Annotated in this window: 19 protein-coding genes; 10 read left to right on the forward strand and 9 right to left on the reverse strand. The window is 39.3% G+C overall.

All coding sequences use genetic code 11. From position 1 onward, the window contains the following. Window positions 1-24: 24 nt before the first annotated feature. Both serC and KIV10_RS12210 read right to left on the reverse strand, forming a co-directional pair. The gene (gene serC, locus KIV10_RS12205; protein ID WP_214114137.1) at window positions 25-1,092 is read right to left on the reverse strand and encodes a 3-phosphoserine/phosphohydroxythreonine transaminase; all 1,068 of its coding nucleotides are present in this window, start codon (window positions 1,090-1,092) and stop codon (window positions 25-27) included. Window positions 1,093-1,162: 70 nt separating this feature from the next. Continuing rightward, window positions 1,163-2,179 carry an acyl-CoA reductase gene (locus KIV10_RS12210; protein WP_214114139.1) on the reverse strand — a complete coding sequence of 339 codons (1,017 nt, stop codon included), beginning with the start codon at window positions 2,177-2,179 and terminating at the stop codon, window positions 1,163-1,165. Window positions 2,180-2,242: 63 nt separating this feature from the next. Between KIV10_RS12210 and KIV10_RS12215 the strand changes: the two genes are divergently transcribed. From KIV10_RS12215 to KIV10_RS12230, 4 genes are all read left to right on the forward strand, one after another. Then, a complete protein-coding gene (locus tag KIV10_RS12215) occupies window positions 2,243-2,593 on the forward strand; it encodes a 4Fe-4S dicluster domain-containing protein (RefSeq protein ID WP_214114141.1) in 351 nt (116 codons plus the stop codon). Window positions 2,594-2,728: 135 nt separating this feature from the next. Further along, entirely contained in the window at window positions 2,729-3,085 is a 357-nt protein-coding gene (locus KIV10_RS12220) for a hypothetical protein (RefSeq protein WP_214114143.1), read from the forward strand. A gap of 661 nt (window positions 3,086-3,746) precedes the next feature. Continuing rightward, window positions 3,747-4,541, forward strand: coding sequence for a sensor histidine kinase (locus KIV10_RS12225; RefSeq protein ID WP_214114144.1), 795 nt, complete (start codon window positions 3,747-3,749; stop codon window positions 4,539-4,541). Beyond that, on the forward strand, window positions 4,534-5,184 hold the full coding sequence (locus KIV10_RS12230; protein WP_214114145.1) for a response regulator: 651 nt from the start codon (window positions 4,534-4,536) through the stop codon (window positions 5,182-5,184). Before KIV10_RS12225 ends, KIV10_RS12230 begins: the two co-directional genes overlap by 8 nt. Here the strand turns inward: KIV10_RS12230 and KIV10_RS12235 are convergent. Beyond that, a complete protein-coding gene (locus KIV10_RS12235) occupies window positions 5,181-5,813 on the reverse strand; it encodes an RluA family pseudouridine synthase (protein WP_317194742.1) in 633 nt (210 codons plus the stop codon). The genes KIV10_RS12230 and KIV10_RS12235 overlap by 4 nt on opposite strands. 149 nt (window positions 5,814-5,962) lie before the next feature. Then, window positions 5,963-6,781 carry a 3-methyl-2-oxobutanoate hydroxymethyltransferase gene (gene panB / locus KIV10_RS12240; RefSeq protein ID WP_214114147.1) on the reverse strand — a complete coding sequence of 273 codons (819 nt, stop codon included), beginning with the start codon at window positions 6,779-6,781 and terminating at the stop codon, window positions 5,963-5,965. A 97-nt stretch (window positions 6,782-6,878) separates the two neighbouring features. Here panB and KIV10_RS12245 point away from each other — a divergent pair, with 97 nt between their 5' ends. Beyond that, window positions 6,879-7,301 (forward strand): nuclear transport factor 2 family protein, encoded by a 423-nt coding sequence (locus KIV10_RS12245; RefSeq protein WP_214114149.1) that lies wholly within the window; start codon window positions 6,879-6,881, stop codon window positions 7,299-7,301. A 15-nt stretch (window positions 7,302-7,316) separates the two neighbouring features. On the opposite strand, the gene KIV10_RS12250 is transcribed toward KIV10_RS12245, so the two are convergent. Continuing rightward, window positions 7,317-8,741, reverse strand: coding sequence for an L-serine ammonia-lyase (locus KIV10_RS12250; protein WP_214114150.1), 1,425 nt, complete (start codon window positions 8,739-8,741; stop codon window positions 7,317-7,319). 122 nt (window positions 8,742-8,863) lie between these two features. Here KIV10_RS12250 and KIV10_RS12255 point away from each other — a divergent pair, with 122 nt between their 5' ends. Further along, on the forward strand, window positions 8,864-9,232 hold the full coding sequence (locus KIV10_RS12255; protein WP_214114152.1) for a S24 family peptidase: 369 nt from the start codon (window positions 8,864-8,866) through the stop codon (window positions 9,230-9,232). Continuing rightward, a complete protein-coding gene (locus tag KIV10_RS12260) occupies window positions 9,229-10,500 on the forward strand; it encodes a Y-family DNA polymerase (protein WP_214114154.1) in 1,272 nt (423 codons plus the stop codon). Before KIV10_RS12255 ends, KIV10_RS12260 begins: the two co-directional genes overlap by 4 nt. Window positions 10,501-10,577: 77 nt before the next feature. Here KIV10_RS12260 and KIV10_RS12265 read toward each other — a convergent pair whose 3' ends face one another. Continuing rightward, entirely contained in the window at window positions 10,578-11,582 is a 1,005-nt protein-coding gene (locus KIV10_RS12265) for an alcohol dehydrogenase (RefSeq protein ID WP_214114156.1), read from the reverse strand. A 391-nt stretch (window positions 11,583-11,973) separates the two neighbouring features. Between KIV10_RS12265 and dnaK the strand changes: the two genes are divergently transcribed. Then, the gene (dnaK, locus tag KIV10_RS12270; protein ID WP_214114158.1) at window positions 11,974-13,890 is read left to right on the forward strand and encodes a molecular chaperone DnaK; all 1,917 of its coding nucleotides are present in this window, start codon (window positions 11,974-11,976) and stop codon (window positions 13,888-13,890) included. 98 nt (window positions 13,891-13,988) lie between these two features. On the opposite strand, the gene KIV10_RS12275 is transcribed toward dnaK, so the two are convergent. From KIV10_RS12275 to KIV10_RS12285, 3 genes are all read right to left on the reverse strand, one after another. Continuing rightward, entirely contained in the window at window positions 13,989-14,276 is a 288-nt protein-coding gene (locus KIV10_RS12275; RefSeq protein ID WP_214114160.1) for a hypothetical protein, read from the reverse strand. A gap of 256 nt (window positions 14,277-14,532) precedes the next feature. Next, window positions 14,533-15,246, reverse strand: coding sequence for a leucine-rich repeat domain-containing protein (locus KIV10_RS12280; RefSeq protein WP_214114162.1), 714 nt, complete (start codon window positions 15,244-15,246; stop codon window positions 14,533-14,535). A gap of 101 nt (window positions 15,247-15,347) precedes the next feature. Next, window positions 15,348-16,001, reverse strand: a complete 654-nt coding sequence (locus KIV10_RS12285; protein ID WP_214114164.1) for an alpha/beta hydrolase — start codon at window positions 15,999-16,001, stop codon at window positions 15,348-15,350. A gap of 30 nt (window positions 16,002-16,031) precedes the next feature. Here KIV10_RS12285 and KIV10_RS12290 point away from each other — a divergent pair, with 30 nt between their 5' ends. Beyond that, window positions 16,032-16,451, forward strand: a complete 420-nt coding sequence (locus KIV10_RS12290) for a PaaI family thioesterase (protein WP_214114165.1) — start codon at window positions 16,032-16,034, stop codon at window positions 16,449-16,451. Continuing rightward, window positions 16,451-17,518, forward strand: a complete 1,068-nt coding sequence (locus tag KIV10_RS12295; protein WP_214114167.1) for an isochorismate synthase — start codon at window positions 16,451-16,453, stop codon at window positions 17,516-17,518. Before KIV10_RS12290 ends, KIV10_RS12295 begins: the two co-directional genes overlap by 1 nt. Window positions 17,519-17,531 lie beyond the last annotated feature (13 nt).

The following is a 17,531-nucleotide window of genomic DNA, read 5'->3' on the forward strand; positions in this document are numbered from 1 at the left end:
TTCTAAATTTAAATAAAAATTTTTTTAAGCGCCTTTTTCGAGATTCTGCATCACATCCACCAAAACCTGCACGCTTTCCATTGGCAATGCATTGTACATAGAGGCGCGGTACCCGCCAACGCTTCGGTGGCCGTTTAGTCCGTTGATGCCAGCTTCTTTTACGATCGTATCAAAATTTGTTTTTAACTGGTCGTCAACAAGATTGAAAGTCGCATTCATTTTTGAGCGGTCTTCTTTATTTGCCACAAAACCTTCAAACAGAGGATTTCGGTCAATTTCAGAATAAAGTAATTCCGCTTTTTGGTTATTTACTTTCTCGATGGCTTCAATTCCGCCCAAATCCTTTAGCCATTGTAATGTAAGCATAGAGACATAAACTGGAAAAACTGCCGGAGTATTGAACATACTATCCTTATCGATATGCACTTTATAATTGAGCATGGAAGGAATGGCGCGGGAAACTTTTCCCAATATTTCTTCTCGTATCACAACAAGTGTTGTTCCTGCTGGCCCCATATTTTTCTGCGCCCCAGCGTAAATTAAATCAAATTTTGAAAAATCCAATCGCCGCGAAAAAATATCGCTACTCATATCACAAACCAGCGGTATCTGGGTTTCAGGAAAACTCTGCATTTGGGTTCCAAAAATTGTATTGTTACTGGTGCAGTGAAAATAATCTGCATCATTGGGTATGGAATAATTCTTCGGAATGAAATTAAAATTGGATTCTTTTGAACTGGCCACTTCCGCAACTTCTCCCAGCAATTTCGCCTCTTTTATAGCTTTATCGCTCCAAGTACCCGTATTCAGATAGGCAGCTTTTTTTTCCAACAGGTTGTAGGCTACCATCAAAAATTCCAAGCTTGCACCTCCTTGTAAAAACAATGCTTTGTATCCTTTATTCTGAAGGTTCAAATGCTCTAAGGCGAGCTCACGGGCACTTTCCATCACCGCTACAAAATCTTTGCTGCGGTGGCTTATCTCGATCAATGAAAGATTGAGGCCGTTAAAATTGAGAACCGCCTCTGCAGATTTTTCCAAAACGGATTGTGGTAAAATACATGGGCCTGCGCTGAAATTGTGTTTTTTCATTTTCGGAGATTTTTGTATTACAAAGATGTAAATTATGAAGGGAACTGAAACCGAAAATTCAAATAAAATATCAGTTTAGTTTCAACAGAAAATCAATGGTATCTACACCATCCGCATATTCCCAAAGTTTTGGTTTTTGTGCCTCGCCGAAATTAACTTTTCCATCAATTTCCAAATTTGAAACAATACATTGCACATTTTCGCTTTGGCTTTCCAATTCATCTTTAAGAGTTTCGATTGCAGCATATTCGTCATAAAAAACCACTGAAATAGGAGAGGAGAAGCCGCTGTCTTTTTTTAGCAACATAAATTCGTTGTCCAAAAGCGGCAAACTGTCCATTAAATAAACAGCTTTATTGTAATCGTAATTATTGATGTATTTATGATTGTTTATTATTTCTTTCCACGAAAACATGGCCTCAAAAAATAGTTTGAAATCATAATTTTCAGGAACATAAATTTTGGAAACATTTCTGCAGCCCAGCCCAAAATATTGAAAAATATCATCGGCCAGCAATTCCAGTTCTTCTTTGGTTTCATTGCCACTTAAAATTGCAACGGAATTTCTGTTTTTGCGTATTATGTGCGGATATTTCCCAAAATAATATTCAAAATATTTTGAGGTGTTATTACTTCCGGTCGCGATTACGGCGTCAAAATCATTCAGTTTTCCATCGGTAAATTCAATTTTATTTTTGAAGTTTGGCTCAATTGAAATCAATTCCTTTGCAAGCAATGGAAGCAAAATTTTATCATTTGAAGAAAGTTTCGCCAAAACATTGTTTCCCGTAATCAATACCGAAAGAAAATCGTGAAATCCTACCAATGGAATGTTTCCGGCCATTATCACAGCGACGGTCTTTGGGTTTTTTTCTTCAATATTATAGTTTGAAGTCCAATCTTGGAGATTTTTTTCGGTTAAAGCATTTGCCCAGCTTTGAAACGAGAATTTTATATTTTCAGGAGTAAACCATCCATTTTGTGCTTCGGCTGAAGCTAAAATTGATTCAAATTCATTTTTTGATTCAATTTTTGACAGGAAATTTCCCAATTCCGCGAAAGCGTTAATTCTTTCTTTTAAATCCATACTTAGTTTGGAGTTGCCCCTAATAGGCATTAAATTTGCGACAAAGTTAGAAAAAGATTAACTATGGCAATTATTATAACAGATGAATGTATAAACTGCGGAGCTTGTGAGCCTGAATGCCCAAATACCGCAATTTATGAGGGAGCGGACGATTGGCGGTATGCAGATGGAACAGACCTCGACGGGAATGTGGTTTTGCCAAACGGAAAAGCGGTAGATGCAAATGAGGCCAATGAGCCCGTGAGCGATGAAATTTATTATATAGTTCCTGATAAGTGTACGGAATGCAAAGGTTTCCACGAAGAGCCACAATGTGCGGCAGTTTGCCCGGTTGATTGTTGTGTGCCCGATGAGGATAACGTAGAAAGTGAATCCGAATTATTGGCAAAACAGGCCTTTATGCATAAGGATTAGGGAAATAGAGTATAACATATTGATTTATAGAGAAACGGTTGTCATTAATGACAACCGTTTCTATTTCATCTAATTAAAGAATAGATTGTTTTTATTAATTTCGTTAAATATCTAACTATAATAAATTATGTAATTATGACTAAACCATTAAAATGTATTTCAGTTGAAGAAGCGACCCAACTTCAAGATAATTGGCTAGCGACAAGAGCAATATATATAGAACAAGGTCTTGGTGGTGCTGACACACGTGAATTTCTATTTAGTGTAGAAGAACTTCAGGAGTTTTTAGACTACGTTAAAAGTGAATCTGAAGAGCAGGAAATTGATAATCCTGGCGTGCGTATTTACTTCGCAGCTTACAATAGTGAAGAAAACAATAAAGCCACCGTATTTTTGGCTCCAACCAAAGGAACTGATGAAAATGCTGACAACAATTACAAGATTGACCCTATGAATACAGTAATTGGTGGATGGCCGCCTAAAAATTACTAGGGATGCTTATAGCAATTATTGCATTGTCTTTAGAAGTATTGGCCTTTTTATTTGGATTGTATTACTACCGTAAGCAAAAATCTAGACAAACATTTTATTTAGTATGCTTTTTGGGGCTTACTGCATTCGTTGAAATCTCTGGATTATACGTGATGTTGTTTGATTACGGTTATCTATCATTTTGGAAGGACACGGTATTTGAAAAAAACTATTGGCTTTTCAATATTTATGGAGTAATAAGTTATACTTTCTATGCGCTTTACTTTAAATCGCATCTATTTTCCAGTAAAAACATTTTATTGCTCAAAATTCTCATTCCAATATTTCTTGTTGTCGGTATTGCTGAGATGGTATTTACTGACGGTTTCTACACAGGTTTCCAGCCAATTACAATGATAGTAGGGTCTTTGATTGTCTTTTTGAGTATATGTCTATATTATTTAGAACTTTTGAAAAGCGATCAAATTTTGCAGATATACAGAAATTTACCCTTTTACATTTCTGTTGGGGCACTTATATTTCATTTTTGTACAACTCCTATGTTTCTTTATAGTTCATATTACAGTATGTCACGGGATCCAGATTTTGTGATATTATATAAGATCATTGTATTTGGTTCAAATTATTTTTTATACTCAATTTATATTATAGGATTTTTAATATGCTCGCGGACAAAGGACCCTTATTACCTCAGGAAAAGCTTTTAATAGTATACTTTATTGCGGTATTGCTATTTTTAAGCTTGTTTGCCGTGATATTTGTTATTGCCTTTCAGCGTAGAAAGAACAAATTTCTTATAGATCGTTTTGAAGCCGAAAAACGCTTTGAGAAAGAACTATCCAATTCGCAAATAGAAATTCAGGAACAAACGCTCAAAAACATAGCTTGGGAACTCCACGACAATGTTGGGCAGTTGCTTTCCGTCGCCAGTATTCAACTTAATATGCTTATAGGTACAACTTCGGAAGAACAAAAATCACAATTGCTGGAAACCAAAAGAGTAATAGCAGACACCGTACAGGAAATTCGGTCCCTTTCTAAGGTGTTGAATAATGACGTTGTTCTCAAGAATGGTTTGGTGGAATCCCTAAAAGTAGAATTGGATCGGTTCAATAAGTTGAACTATTTGGATGCTTCGCACAAAATAACGGGAGAAATAATACCAATAAAAAGTAGCAATGAAATTATAATTTTCCGGATTTTACAGGAATTTCTTTCAAATGTCATTAAGCACGCCAAAGCCAATAAATTATTTGTACATTTAGATTATAAAGAAGAGAGCCTCGAAATAACAGTAAATGACGATGGCGTAGGCTTTGATGCTTCACAAAAAACAAATAGTAGCGGAATGGAAACTATGAGGAGCAGGGCAGAATTGCTCAACGCCACATTCTCTATTACCTCTGCCAGCGGTGAAGGCACAGCACTTTTCTTGAAATATCCTTACAATGCTTGATGACCCTCACACAAAATCAGTTGCAATCGTAGATGACCATTTGCTATTTGCAGGTTCCTTAGAAAAATTAATCAATAGTTTTCCCGGATTCATAGTGACATTCCACGCAAAAAACGGAATGGACCTGAAAGAAAAATTGATTCTCAACGAAGATCCGCATATTATTTTATTGGATATCAAAATGCCCGAAATGAATGGATTTGAAACCGCAGAATGGTTGACCAAATATCGTCCCAACATAAAAATTCTCGCTCTTACCATGGAAGACGATGAATATTCCATTATTAAAATGCTGCGTCGCGGCGCAAAGGGCTATTTGCTGAAGGATATCCATCCAGAAATTTTGAACGAGGCATTATTTGAAATTATGGAAAACGGTATTTACCACACCCAGCAAGTAAGTGAAACATTGGTTAACAATATTTTGCCAAGCGAAGAAGAAGGTCCCGTTTTCCGGGATCAGGAATTGCATTTTATACAGCTTGTCTGTAGTGAAATGACCTTTAAGGAGATTGCCGACAAAATGAAATTAAGTCCAAAAACGGTTGAAAACTACCGTCATGATGTTTACAACAAAGCCAAAGTAAAAACCCGGGTCGGGATGGTGCTTTTTGCACTTAAAAATAAACTGTTTCAAATTTAAAGGCAAGCATCCCAAATTGGGTCCTTTGGCGGAAGAGCTTCAATAATAATTTCTTCTCTTTGCACGGGATGTACAAATTTCAATTTTCTGGCGTGCAAATGAATGCTCCCATCCTTATTGCTTCGGTCAAAGCCGTATTTTAGGTCTCCTTTAATGGGACAACCAATTGCAGCTAACTGTGAACGGATTTGATGGTGCCGGCCAGTCTCCAATTTTATTTCCAAAAGGAAATAATTGTCCAAACTTTTCAAAAGTTTATAATGAAGAATTCCTTTTTTGGAATCAGGTATTTGCTTATCGTGTGCGTAACTTTTATTCTGCTTGGTATTTCTTGCCAAATAATGAATCAGATTATCCTCCGTTTTTGGAGGCATTTCCTTCACAATGGCCCAATATGTTTTTTCGGTTTCCCTTTCAGCAAACATTTTATTGAGCCGTGAAAGTGCTTTTGAAGTACGGGCAAAAAGCACAATGCCGCTGGTCGGTCTGTCAAGTCTATGGACAACTCCCAGAAATACCGCGCCGGGCTTGTCATACTTTTCGGCAATGTATTGTTTTACTACTTCAGAGAGTGGGTTGTCACCTGTTTTATCGCCCTGCACAATATCCCCGGGCCGCTTGTTCACGATAATTAAATGATTATCCTCAAATAAAACTTGAAGATTATCCTTAGTGCTATGTATGATAGATTGTTGGATATTTCGATTGCTGGATTATTGGATTTTTTAATTTTTTTATTCTTGGATTAGTCTAAAAATCCCTGAATCTAAATATCTATTTAGTATTGCTCATTATCATTCGGGAAATCGCCACTTTTCACATCGGCACTGTATTTTGCGAAAGCATTTTTCATATCGGTATAAAGATCCAAATAACGACGAAGAAAACGCGGATTAAATTCGTGTGTCATCCCAATCATATCATGCACTACCAACACTTGGCCATCAACTCCGTTTCCGGCGCCAATCCCGATTACGGGAATTGAAATTTTTTCGGCAATTTCCTGGGCAAGTTTGGCAGGTACTTTTTCTAGGACAACGGCAAAGCATCCCGCCTTTTCTAACAACATGGCATCCTGTATCAATTTTTCAGCTTCCTCCTCCTCTTTGGCACGAACGGTATAGGTGCCAAATTTATAAATGGACTGGGGCGTAAGTCCCAAATGTCCCATCACGGGGATTCCTGCATTCAAAATTCGTTTAATGGATTCTTTTATTTCCTTTCCGCCCTCAAGTTTTACGGCGTGGCCGCCGCTCTCCTTCATAATTCTTATGGCAGAGCGAAGTGCCTCTTTCGGGTCACTTTGGTAGCTTCCGAAAGGTAAATCTACCACTACCAGACTGCGTTCAATGGCGCGAACCACCGAGGCTGCATGGTAAATCATTTGGTCCAGCGTTATGGGTAACGTTGTTTCGTGCCCAGCCATCACGTTACTGGCAGAGTCGCCCACAAGAATAACATCAATTCCGGCACTATCTACAATTTTGGCCATGGTGTAATCATAGGCTGTAAGCATGGAGATTTTTTCCCCTTTTTTCTTCATATCTACCAAAGTTTTGGTAGTTATGCGCTTGTATTCTTTTTTTGCAGTGCTCATGGTTGTAACAGATTGGTGGGTAAAAGTACTAATTTTGAAAATCAATATTTAATATTTAAAGATGAAGTTACTCGCTATAATCCTTTGCTTTACTACTGTGACGAATATTTTTTCCCAAGAAAGTTTTTCTGAAATGGAAGCTAAAGGAATAATTGATAGATTTTTTGAAGGTTTTCACGAAGGTGATACGCTTAAAATGCAATCAGTTATGGCTGAAAAAATGATAATGCAAACTGCCTTTTTGGATAAAAGTGGAATGGCAAAAGTTACTACTGAAAACACCGAAGATTTTATTTTAGCAATTGCTAAGAGGCCAGAGAATGCTATTTGGGACGAGCGTTTATTGAGCTATAAAATTGAAATTGATGGCAATCTAGCGCACGTGTGGACGCCCTATGAATTTTGGCTAAATGGAACTTTTTTGCATTGCGGTGCCAATAGTTTTACACTGGCAAAATTTAACGATGGCTGGAAAATTGTCCATTTGATAGATTCCCGACGAAAGGAAGACTGCAATTAATTCCGATTTTCGAAATTAACAATCGCTGAGATAGACTTTTACCGCAAGCCCGCCCTCGCTGGTCTCCTTGTATTTATTGTTCATATCCTTCGCGGTTTCCCACATCGTTTCAATTACACTGTCAAGTGGAACTTTGGCTTTGCTCGGGTCACTGTCCAATGCCATTTCACAGGCATTTATTGCCTTTATCGCGCCCATGGCATTGCGCTCAATGCAGGGAATTTGTACCAAACCCGCTATTGGATCGCAGGTCATCCCTAAATGATGTTCCATGGCAATTTCGCTGGCCATCAAGCATTGCTCTGGAGTGCCGCCCATTAACTCACAAAGTGCGCCGGCCGCCATAGAAGATGAAACGCCAATTTCTGCCTGGCAACCGCCCATGGCCGCTGAAATGGTTGAGCCTTTTTTGAAAATACTGCCAATTTCCCCCGAAACCAAAAGAAATTTCCGGATATCCTCAAAATTGGCGTCGTGGTTTTCAATAACCAAATAATACATCAAAACGGCGGGGATTACGCCTGCGCTTCCGTTTGTAGGCGCGGTAACCACACGGCCCAACGAAGCATTGACTTCATTTACGGCCAGTGCGAAACAGGAGACCCATTTCAAAATTTGTCTGAATTTTACTTCCGTGCCTCTTATGGCTTCAATCCACTCCTCAGCATTGGAATATTTTGCCTCACCTATTAGATTTTTATGTGTGTTGAAGGCGCGTCGCTGTACTTTTAATCCACCGGGGAGAATGCCCTCGGTGTGGCAGCCCACAAACATGGAATCCAGCATTACATCCCAAATTTTCTTCAGTCCGTCATTGATTTCAGTTTCGGTTCGCAGCGATTTTTCATTTTCCAGCACTATTTCAGAAATTGATTTTCCCTCGGCTTTGCAATAGGCGAGGAGCTCGGTGCCTTTTTCAACGGGAAATGGGAATTGTGCAAATTTTGCCAATTTCGCTTTTTTTCGCTTGCGCTCTTTCTTTACGGTGAATCCGCCGCCAATGGAATAAAACGAAGAAGATTTTTTTGATCCATCTTTCAGCGTTGCCCGGAATGTCATTCCGTTAGGGTGAAATTCCAGAAATTTACGGTTGAATTTTATGTTTTCCTTCGGCACAAAAGGAACTTCAAGCTCGCCATTCAATTTCAATTTATTTTCCGAAGTAATAAAATCAATTTCCTTATCTATATTTTCAATGGGGAAAGTTACGGGGTCAAAACCCGAAAGGCCCATCATTACGGCAATATCCGTTGCGTGACCTTTTCCTGTAAGCGAAAGGGAGCCATAAAGGTCCACTGAAATTTCGGCTACATTATCAAAATTATTTTTCTCCTTCAATTCGCCAATCCATCGCAATGCGGCGCGCCACGGCCCCAGAGTGTGGGAGCTGGACGGGCCAACCCCAATTTTCAACATATCAAAAACGCTGATGCTTTCCATAATTTTAGTCTTAAGCCAAACCTAAGAAATTTTCAGGGAATGACTAACTTGAAAAATAGTAATTGTAAATAAAATTAATTGGAAATATTCCATAAAATAGGAAATATTCCTATTTTTGAAATATGGAAATATTCACTTCGGGCAAACTCACAAAAGTAAAAAGCCGGCATGAACCGGGCGTCTCAAAACAGACTGGTTTTTCCAGCCCTGCCACGCATTATCTGGAACCCACTATTGATTTGAATCAAGAACTGGTAATCAATCGCGACGCCACCTTTTTTGTACGCATTGATGGAAATGCCTTTACGGAATATAATATTCTCGATAAGGATGTATTGGTTATTGACCGCTCGCTATCTCGAACTTTTAATGATTTGGCGCTTGTTATAAAAGAAGGTGAATTTAAGATTCAGCGAATTCCGTTTGGTTTTTCAGAGGAAGAAATCACCGTTTGGGGAATAATTACTTATATAATCCACTACGCCCGATGATTGCTTTAGTTGATTGCAATAGCTTTTATGCTTGCTGCGAACAGGTTTTTCGTCCCGATCTTTTGGGAAAACCTGTGGTGGTTTTAAGCAACAATGATGGCTGTGTTATTGCAGCAAACAAAGAGGCGAAGGCAATTACGGATATCCCCATGTTTGAGCCTGTTTTCAAAATTAAAGACCAGTTGGTTGCCCGAAAAGTGAATTTTTTCTCTTCCAATTACACGCTTTATGGAGAGATGTCCCAACGGGTAATGAATATCCTCGGCACATTTTCACCGAATGTTGAAATTTACAGTATTGATGAAGCCTTTGTGGATCTCTCAGGGATGAACAACTTTTCCCTATATGAATATGGGCATTTAATAAAAGATACTATTTTCCGAAATACGGGATTGCCCGTGGGCGTAGGCATTGCGCCCACAAAAGTATTGGCAAAGCTCGCAAACCGAATGTCCAAGAAAATTGAAGAAAACAATCACGTTTTTGTAATCGATTCCAAAGAAAAAAGAATTGAAGCGTTGAAATGGTGTGAGATAGGTGATGTTTGGGGCATCGGTAGAAAGCACGCAGAACGTCTGAAAAATATTGGAGTTTTTAATGCCTTTCAATTTACTGAAATACCATTGCAATGGGTTCGAAAAGAGATGACCGTGGTGGGGGAGCGCACGTGGCGGGAACTTAGAGGCGAACCCTGTAAGGAATTTGTAACCCAACCGCCACCAAAAAAAGGAATTGGTACCGCAAAATCCTTCGGCATAAAATTGCTCGATTTAGAACGTATTGAAGAAGCTTGTGCTTACTATATTAGCGAAGTGAGTGAAATATTACGCGCCCAAAAATCCTGCGCTACCTATGTCCACGTGTTCATCGTTACCAATTACCATAGTAATGTGGACAAGCAATATTCTAATAAACGAACGGTGACATTGGATATTCCCACAAACGATACGTTCAAGCTTATTACCGCCGCACGAAAGGCACTGGTTGAAATTTACAAACCGGGCTATCGCTATAAAAAAGTGGGAGTGGACCTGAGCGGAATTATTCCCGAGGAGTATGTGCAGGGAAATCTGTTCCACCAGCCATCAAAATTGAACAATGAAAAGCTTATAAAAACCTTTGATGCCATCAATCGAAAATTCGGGAAAGCGACCATTTCTTCAGGATTAGTAGGTACGCGCGTTAACGAATGGGAACTCATTAAAAAAGAACGAAGTTCCCGATATACCACACAATGGGAAGAATTACTTTGCATAAATTCTGAATAAAAAAAAATTCCAAATGCCAAAAACAAATTTTGGCATTTGGAATTTTTCAGCTTAGGTTAAGCGTACTATTCTATTTTTTATGGAACCAACACCACTCTAAATCTAGCTTTATTATCCATCATCTTTTTGAAGGCTTTTTCTACATCATCAAGTTTGAAGGTTTCAATCATTGGCTTTGTTCCGGTCAATGCGCTAAAATTGAGGGTATCCTCACTTTCTATCGCGGTCCCGCTGGGCCAACCGGAAACGGATTTTCGCTGTTGCAGCAATTGCATTGGCGAAACTTCAATGGCATCTCCCGTTGCACCGATGCAGATTAACTGGCCGTCAATTCCCAACCCGTCAATCACCGAACTAATGGCATCTGCGTGCGGTGCGGTGGCGACAATCAATTTGGCGCCACCCAATTTTTGTAGTTCTTTTACGGCATCTTCCTTTTTGGAATTAATGTAATGGTGCGCGCCCAAATCTTTGGCGAGTTTCTTTTTGTCATCAGAATGGGAGAGGGCAACTACTCTCATTCCCATTTTCTTTGCATACTGAACCGCCAAGTGACCCAGACCGCCAATTCCTTGTACCGCAACCACATCGCCGGGACGGATGTTACTGTTTCGAATGGCATTGTACACGGTAATTCCGGCACACAAAAGCGGCGCCGCTTCTTCGGAAGAAAGTTCCTTCGGAATGCTTGCTACCGCTTCCTGCGGCGCGCACATATATTCGGCATAACCACCGTCGTACGATATTCCGCAGACCTTGGCGTTTTCGCAATTAATGAACATACCACGACGGCAGGGCTTGCAAGTAAAGCAATGGCCACCGTGCCAGCCTACGCCCACGCGCTGTCCTTTTTTCCAGTTTTTCACATCTTTTCCAACTTTTTCTATAGTACCCACAACTTCGTGGCCGGGCACGCGCGGATATTCCAACCCGGGGAAACCGCCCTGTTTCACGAAATTATCGCTGTGGCAAATTCCGCATGCTTCAACTTTAATTAATACTTCGTTTTCTTTTGGGGTAGGTTTATCAATTTCAACTATTTTGAAATCGGCTCCTGCTTTTGGTACTTGTACTGCTTTCATATTTTTGGTTTATGAGATTATGAGATTATAAGTTTATGGGATTTCTGGCTCTTGACTCTTGACTTTTCGCTTTTCGCTTTTCGCTTTTCGCTTTTCGCTTTTTTCAAAGAATTTAAAAGTACAAATTGTAAAAATGCATTTGTTTTAAGGGAACGTTAATTGCTTCAATATGCTTTGATAAACTTAAATTTTGAAAACAGTACGAATTTGCGTGAGGGATAGAAGACGCTATCGTGTAGCACTGATAGCCCGACCCGTTTAGGGGCACGCCCAAAATATCACAATTCCATTTTCTGCCACCTTGTCATACAATTTTCGCTGGCATAATCATTGTCTTATACAGTCCGCAATTAAAAATTTCAGAAATAAATAATAACAATAAACAATAGATATGAGTAAAATAATTGGAATCGACTTAGGTACAACCAACTCCTGCGTTGCCGTGATGGAAGGTAGCGAGCCAACGGTTATTCCGAATGCCGAAGGAAAAAGGACAACGCCTTCCGTGATTGCATTTGTGGAAGGTGGTGAAATTAAAGTAGGTGACCCGGCAAAACGCCAAGCGGTTACAAACCCAACAAAAACCATTAGCTCCATAAAACGTTTTATGGGGAACAAATATTCAGAATCAAAAAGCGAAGCGGAACACGCAGCTTATAAAGTGGTAAAAGGTGACAACGATACCGCTCGTGTGGATATTGATGGACGCATGTATACTCCACAGGAATTGAGCGCGATGATTCTTCAGAAAATGAAGAAAACCGCTGAGGATTACTTGGGTCAAGACGTTACCCGCGCGGTAATTACCGTTCCTGCCTATTTTAATGACAGTCAGCGTCACGCTACAAAAGAAGCGGGTGAAATTGCCGGACTTAAAGTGGAACGAATCATCAACGAGCCAACGGCTGCTGCACTTGCGTATGGTCTTGACAAAAAAGGAACCGACCAAAAAATAGTAGTTTTTGATTTTGGTGGTGGTACGCATGACGTGAGTATCCTTGAATTGGGTGACGGCGTTTTTGAAGTACTGGCTACCGATGGTGATACCCACTTGGGTGGTGATGATGTTGACCAAAAAATCATTAACTGGTTGGCTGACGAATTTAAAAAAGAAGAAGATTTTGATTTGAAGAAAGATCCAATGGCGCTTCAGCGTTTGAAGGAAGCTGCCGAGAAAGCAAAAATTGAATTGTCTTCCTCAACCCAAACTGAAATCAATTTGCCATACATTACAGCTACTGCCAGCGGACCAAAGCACTTGGTAAAAACGTTGACGCGCGCCAAGTTCGAGCAATTGATCGAGGATCTTGTAAAAAGAACAATAGCCCCATGCGAAAAAGCACTGAAAGCTGCCGGATTGAGTAAAAGCGATATTGACGAAGTAATTTTGGTTGGTGGTTCTACCCGTATTCCTGCAGTGCAGGAAGCGGTGGAGAAATTCTTCGGAAAAAAACCGAGTAAAGGTGTAAACCCAGACGAAGTTGTGGCCGTAGGTGCTGCGATTCAAGGTGGTGTATTGACTGGAGATGTAAAAGACGTACTTCTTTTGGACGTAACGCCACTTTCCCTTGGTATTGAAACAATGGGCGGTGTAATGACCAAATTGATTGAGGCCAATACAACCATCCCAACTAAGAAAAGTCAAGTGTTTTCTACTGCGGCAGACAATCAGCCGAGTGTTGAAATTCACGTGTTGCAAGGAGAGCGCCCAATGGCGAACGACAACAAAACAATCGGTCGTTTCCATTTGGATGGTATTCCACCAGCACAGCGCGGTACGCCACAGATTGAGGTAACGTTTGATATTGATGCCAACGGTATTATCAAAGTAAGCGCTACCGACAAGGCGACCAACAAAACGCAGGATATCCGTATTGAGGCTTCTTCTGGATTGACTGAAGAGGAAATCAAAAAGATGAAAGCGGATGCCGAGGCAAATGCCGAAAGCGATAAAAATGCGAAAGAAAAAGTTGAAAAACTGAATGAAGCGGATGGAATAATCTTCCAGACTGAAAAGCAATTGAAGGAGTTTGGCGATAAATTATCTGACGATAAGAAAAAGCCAATTGAAGATGCTTTGGAAGAACTGAAGAAAGCGTACGAAACCAAAGAAGTTGAAACCATTCAACCTGCTTTGGATAAAATAAACGAAGCTTGGAAAACCGCTTCTGAAGAAATGTACAAAGCCCAAGCAGAACAGCAAGGCGCCCCAACCGGTGATGCCGGGGCAGGAGCACAGCAGGGCAGCACTGGCGGAGGTTCCGAAAACAGCGATGTTGAGGACGTAGATTTTGAAGAAGTGAAGTAAAAGCCCCCTAATCCCCGAAGGGGGAATTGGGAAAAGCTTAAAATCAAAACCGCAACCTGTGAGGGTTGCGGTTTTTTTATCAGTCTATTTGATGACAACTAGATTTGTTTTTCAACGTATTCTTTCAATTCTTCATTATTCATCTTTAGTAATTTCTCAATTTTTCTGTCTTTAGAAATACCCTTGCCCAAATTCGCAGAATAAAGTTCTAAAACACTCTTGACTCCAGCTAAATTCCCCAAAAGTTTATTGTCCTTTTCGGCGGGATTCTCTATGGCAAATTTACTCCAACCAGCTAGGTACATAATCAATAAATCTGGATTTTCTGCAGTCATCCCTGTTTGGAATTCGCACAATTCTATTGAAAAGGTAGAAGTGCCGGTCATCCATTGTAATAAATAAGAAAAGCGGCCCGAAAAGGCCGCCTTTAGAAAGCTTGTTTTTAACCAAATATTAAGCTTTAATGATTACTAAGCAAGTGGGGATTGCTTTCATAATCAAAGACAATATTAAATAAAAACACGTTAACGTGAAAATTTAATCGATGAAATGCACTAATTTTTATTACTAAATACTGCCAAAAAAAATAAACGACTCAATTTGAGCCGTTTAGGAATTAAAGAAAAATGTGAGGAATTAATACTAATCGTCAGAGTCCTCAGTTTCAAGTGCGATAACTGAGCGACCAAAATCATTTTGAGCGGAAAGATCCAAAAAGTTCATCGATGAACCTGATTTGGAAAGCAACACCACAGAAAAATTTTCGTGGTTTGTAAAATTATTTTCCGCTACTATAAGTTCTTTTAAATTTCTGCATTTAGCCAAACCTGCTGGTAAATTACCACTTAGTCTATTTTCAAAAATATTGAAAACTTCAATTTTTTTAAGATTGGTAACATTTTGCGGCACACTTCCAGACAATTGGTTGCTACTCAAATGCAACTGCTTCAAATTAGATAAGTTTCCAAGTTCCTCCGGAATCTCACCTGTTAGTGAAGCACCATTTATTGCCAAGATTTCAAGGTTTTTCAAATTGCCCAATTCAGCTGGAATCGCTCCAGAGATAGGATTGAAACTCAATTCCAAAACCTTCAAGTTTTCCAATTCTCCAAGAGATGAAGGCAAGGTTCCATTCACATTATTGAACAATAATCGTATTGAGGTAACACTATTATTTTCAACAGTAACACCGTTCCATTGATTGACCGGTTGCTCCAGATCCCAACCATCTACCCATTCCGGTCCATTAGTGGTATTGTAAAAATCAATAAGAACTTGTTTTTCCTTTTCGCTTATTTGTGCTACTAGCACACTCGCAAAAAACATAAATGCACAGGTAAATAGAGTAGTTTTCATCATTTGGGGCTTGAATATGATCTTTTAAAACAGTGTAAAAGAACTATATTCTATGATAATGTGCAAAAATATTCGATGAAATGCACAAAAAATTCACATTGTTATTTGGCCAATTCTTTCAAAAAATTGGTATTAACTTCGTGAACACCTTGAAAAACCTCAACTTTTAGTTGTTTACCAAAGAGTTCTGAGGCTTGAAGATGAGCTTCAGTTTTGCGCGCTTCAGTAATGTAAGGATCATTATCGCCATAAAGGTAAGTGACTTTGGTTTTGGGATTAAGAAAATCGAAATCTTCCTTTTTTAATTCCTTTGGGATTCCCCCAGAATGGAGCAATAAATGGTTGCAATTTATTTTTCGAGATGCAACCCATCGCGTGGCAATGGATACACCCTGCGAATATCCCATGACAATTAAATTGTTAATTTCTTTGGGAATTTCTGTTTCAAAAATCTTATCCATATAGCGTAGGATATTTTTTGTTTCATCTTCCGTGTTTTCGCGCGTAAGCCACGATGCTCCTATTCTCTTAAAATTTGAATCTTGGTAATATTTTGCAGGTGCTTGCGGCGCAATAATAAAATTTTCTTCACTATTTAATTCAGAAAAATAGTTTATGAAATATTTGCTCAAATAGCCCATTCCGTGGAAAACAATCCAAACATTTTTAGTTTTATCAGAATATTCATTCAGAACACTATACGTATTCGTTGCTGTGTAAGAAACTTTTTTTTCCAAACCGTTTGTAAATGTCATTTCGTATTTTTACAAATGTAAATATATAGCATGACTAACCAAGAAATTATCGCGGCCTGTAATAAAATGTGCCAAAATACCCTGATGGAAACGTTGGGTATAGAATTCACGGAAGTAGGCGAGGATTTTATAGTGGCGAAAATGCCCGTGACCAGTAAAGTCCATCAACCAGATGGCGTATTGCACGGTGGTGCATCTGTGGCATTGGCGGAAAGTGTGGGCAGTGCCGGAGCCTTTATTTTTTTAAATTCAAAAGAAGTAGTAGTCCGGGGAATTGAAATTGCGGCAAATCACGTGAAGAGCGTAAAGGATGGTTATGTGTATGCTAAGGCAAATATTATCCATAAAGGTCGCACAACTCAATTATGGCAAATAAAAATTACGGACGACCATAAAAATTTGATATCATTAATTAAATTAACCACGCTTACGCTACCGAAAAATAACTAATGGATTTTCCCAAGCTTGTCGCCAAAGTTTCTGAGCATTATTCAAAAAAATTACCCTTTGTTCTTTTTAGTTATCCAAAGGAAAATACTTTGAACATAATTTTTCAAGACGACGCAATCCTGCACACCACACAATCACTTTCTGCTGAAGGTTTTGTATTTGCGCCTTTTGATTATGAAGATATTGCCTATTACATTCCCAAGCAAAATTTCAACTCTGCCCAATTTCCCGAAAATTTTGAAAATTCTAAACCTTCAGCAGTTAAAACTCCAAAATCCACAGTTCAGAAAAAAAAGTACATTCAACTAGTTGAAAAAACTATTGAATATATAAAATCGCGAAAGGCAGTAAAAATTGTACTTTCCCGCTCCAAAGAATTTGAGCTACCAAATTTTGATATTGAAACACTTATAAATCAACTTTTTGGTAGCAATCCCGACGCGTTTAAATACATATGGTTCCACCCAGAAACAGATATGTGGTGTGGAGCTACCCCAGAAATTTTGGTGGAGATAAATGATGCCGCCTTCAAGACAATGGCGCTCGCCGGTACACAAAAAGATGATGGGCGCGAACCCGTTATTTGGCCCCCAAAGGAAATTGATGAACAGCAATTGGTAACCGAAGCAATCACCACCAGTCTACAAAAAGTAACTTCGGTACTGAAGGTTTCCAAGGCCTATACGCACCGTGCGGGTTCACTTTTGCATCTGCGCACGGATATTACCGGAATGGTGAAACGCGGAAAGGCTACGTTGACCACCATTGCCGCCGCTTTGCATCCCACACCCGCCGTTTGTGGCACTCCGCAGAAAATCGCAAAAGATTTTATTCTGAAAAATGAAAGGCATAAACGTGAATTCTATACCGGATTTTTGGGCCCCATAAATGCAAAGGATGCCACTTCAACATTAATGGTGAATCTCCGTTGTATGAAAATTTTGGACGGAAAGGCCCGAATTTTTGTAGGTGGAGGCATTACCATAAGCTCAATTGCCGCAGAGGAATGGGAGGAAACCCAAAATAAAATGCAAACCATGCTGGAAGTGTTGAAGCCAATGCTATAATATTTGGGGTGTA

It is taken from the genome of Aequorivita echinoideorum, assembly GCF_018476645.1.
In the GTDB taxonomy this organism is placed as follows: Bacteria; Bacteroidota; Bacteroidia; order Flavobacteriales; family Flavobacteriaceae; genus Aequorivita; species Aequorivita echinoideorum.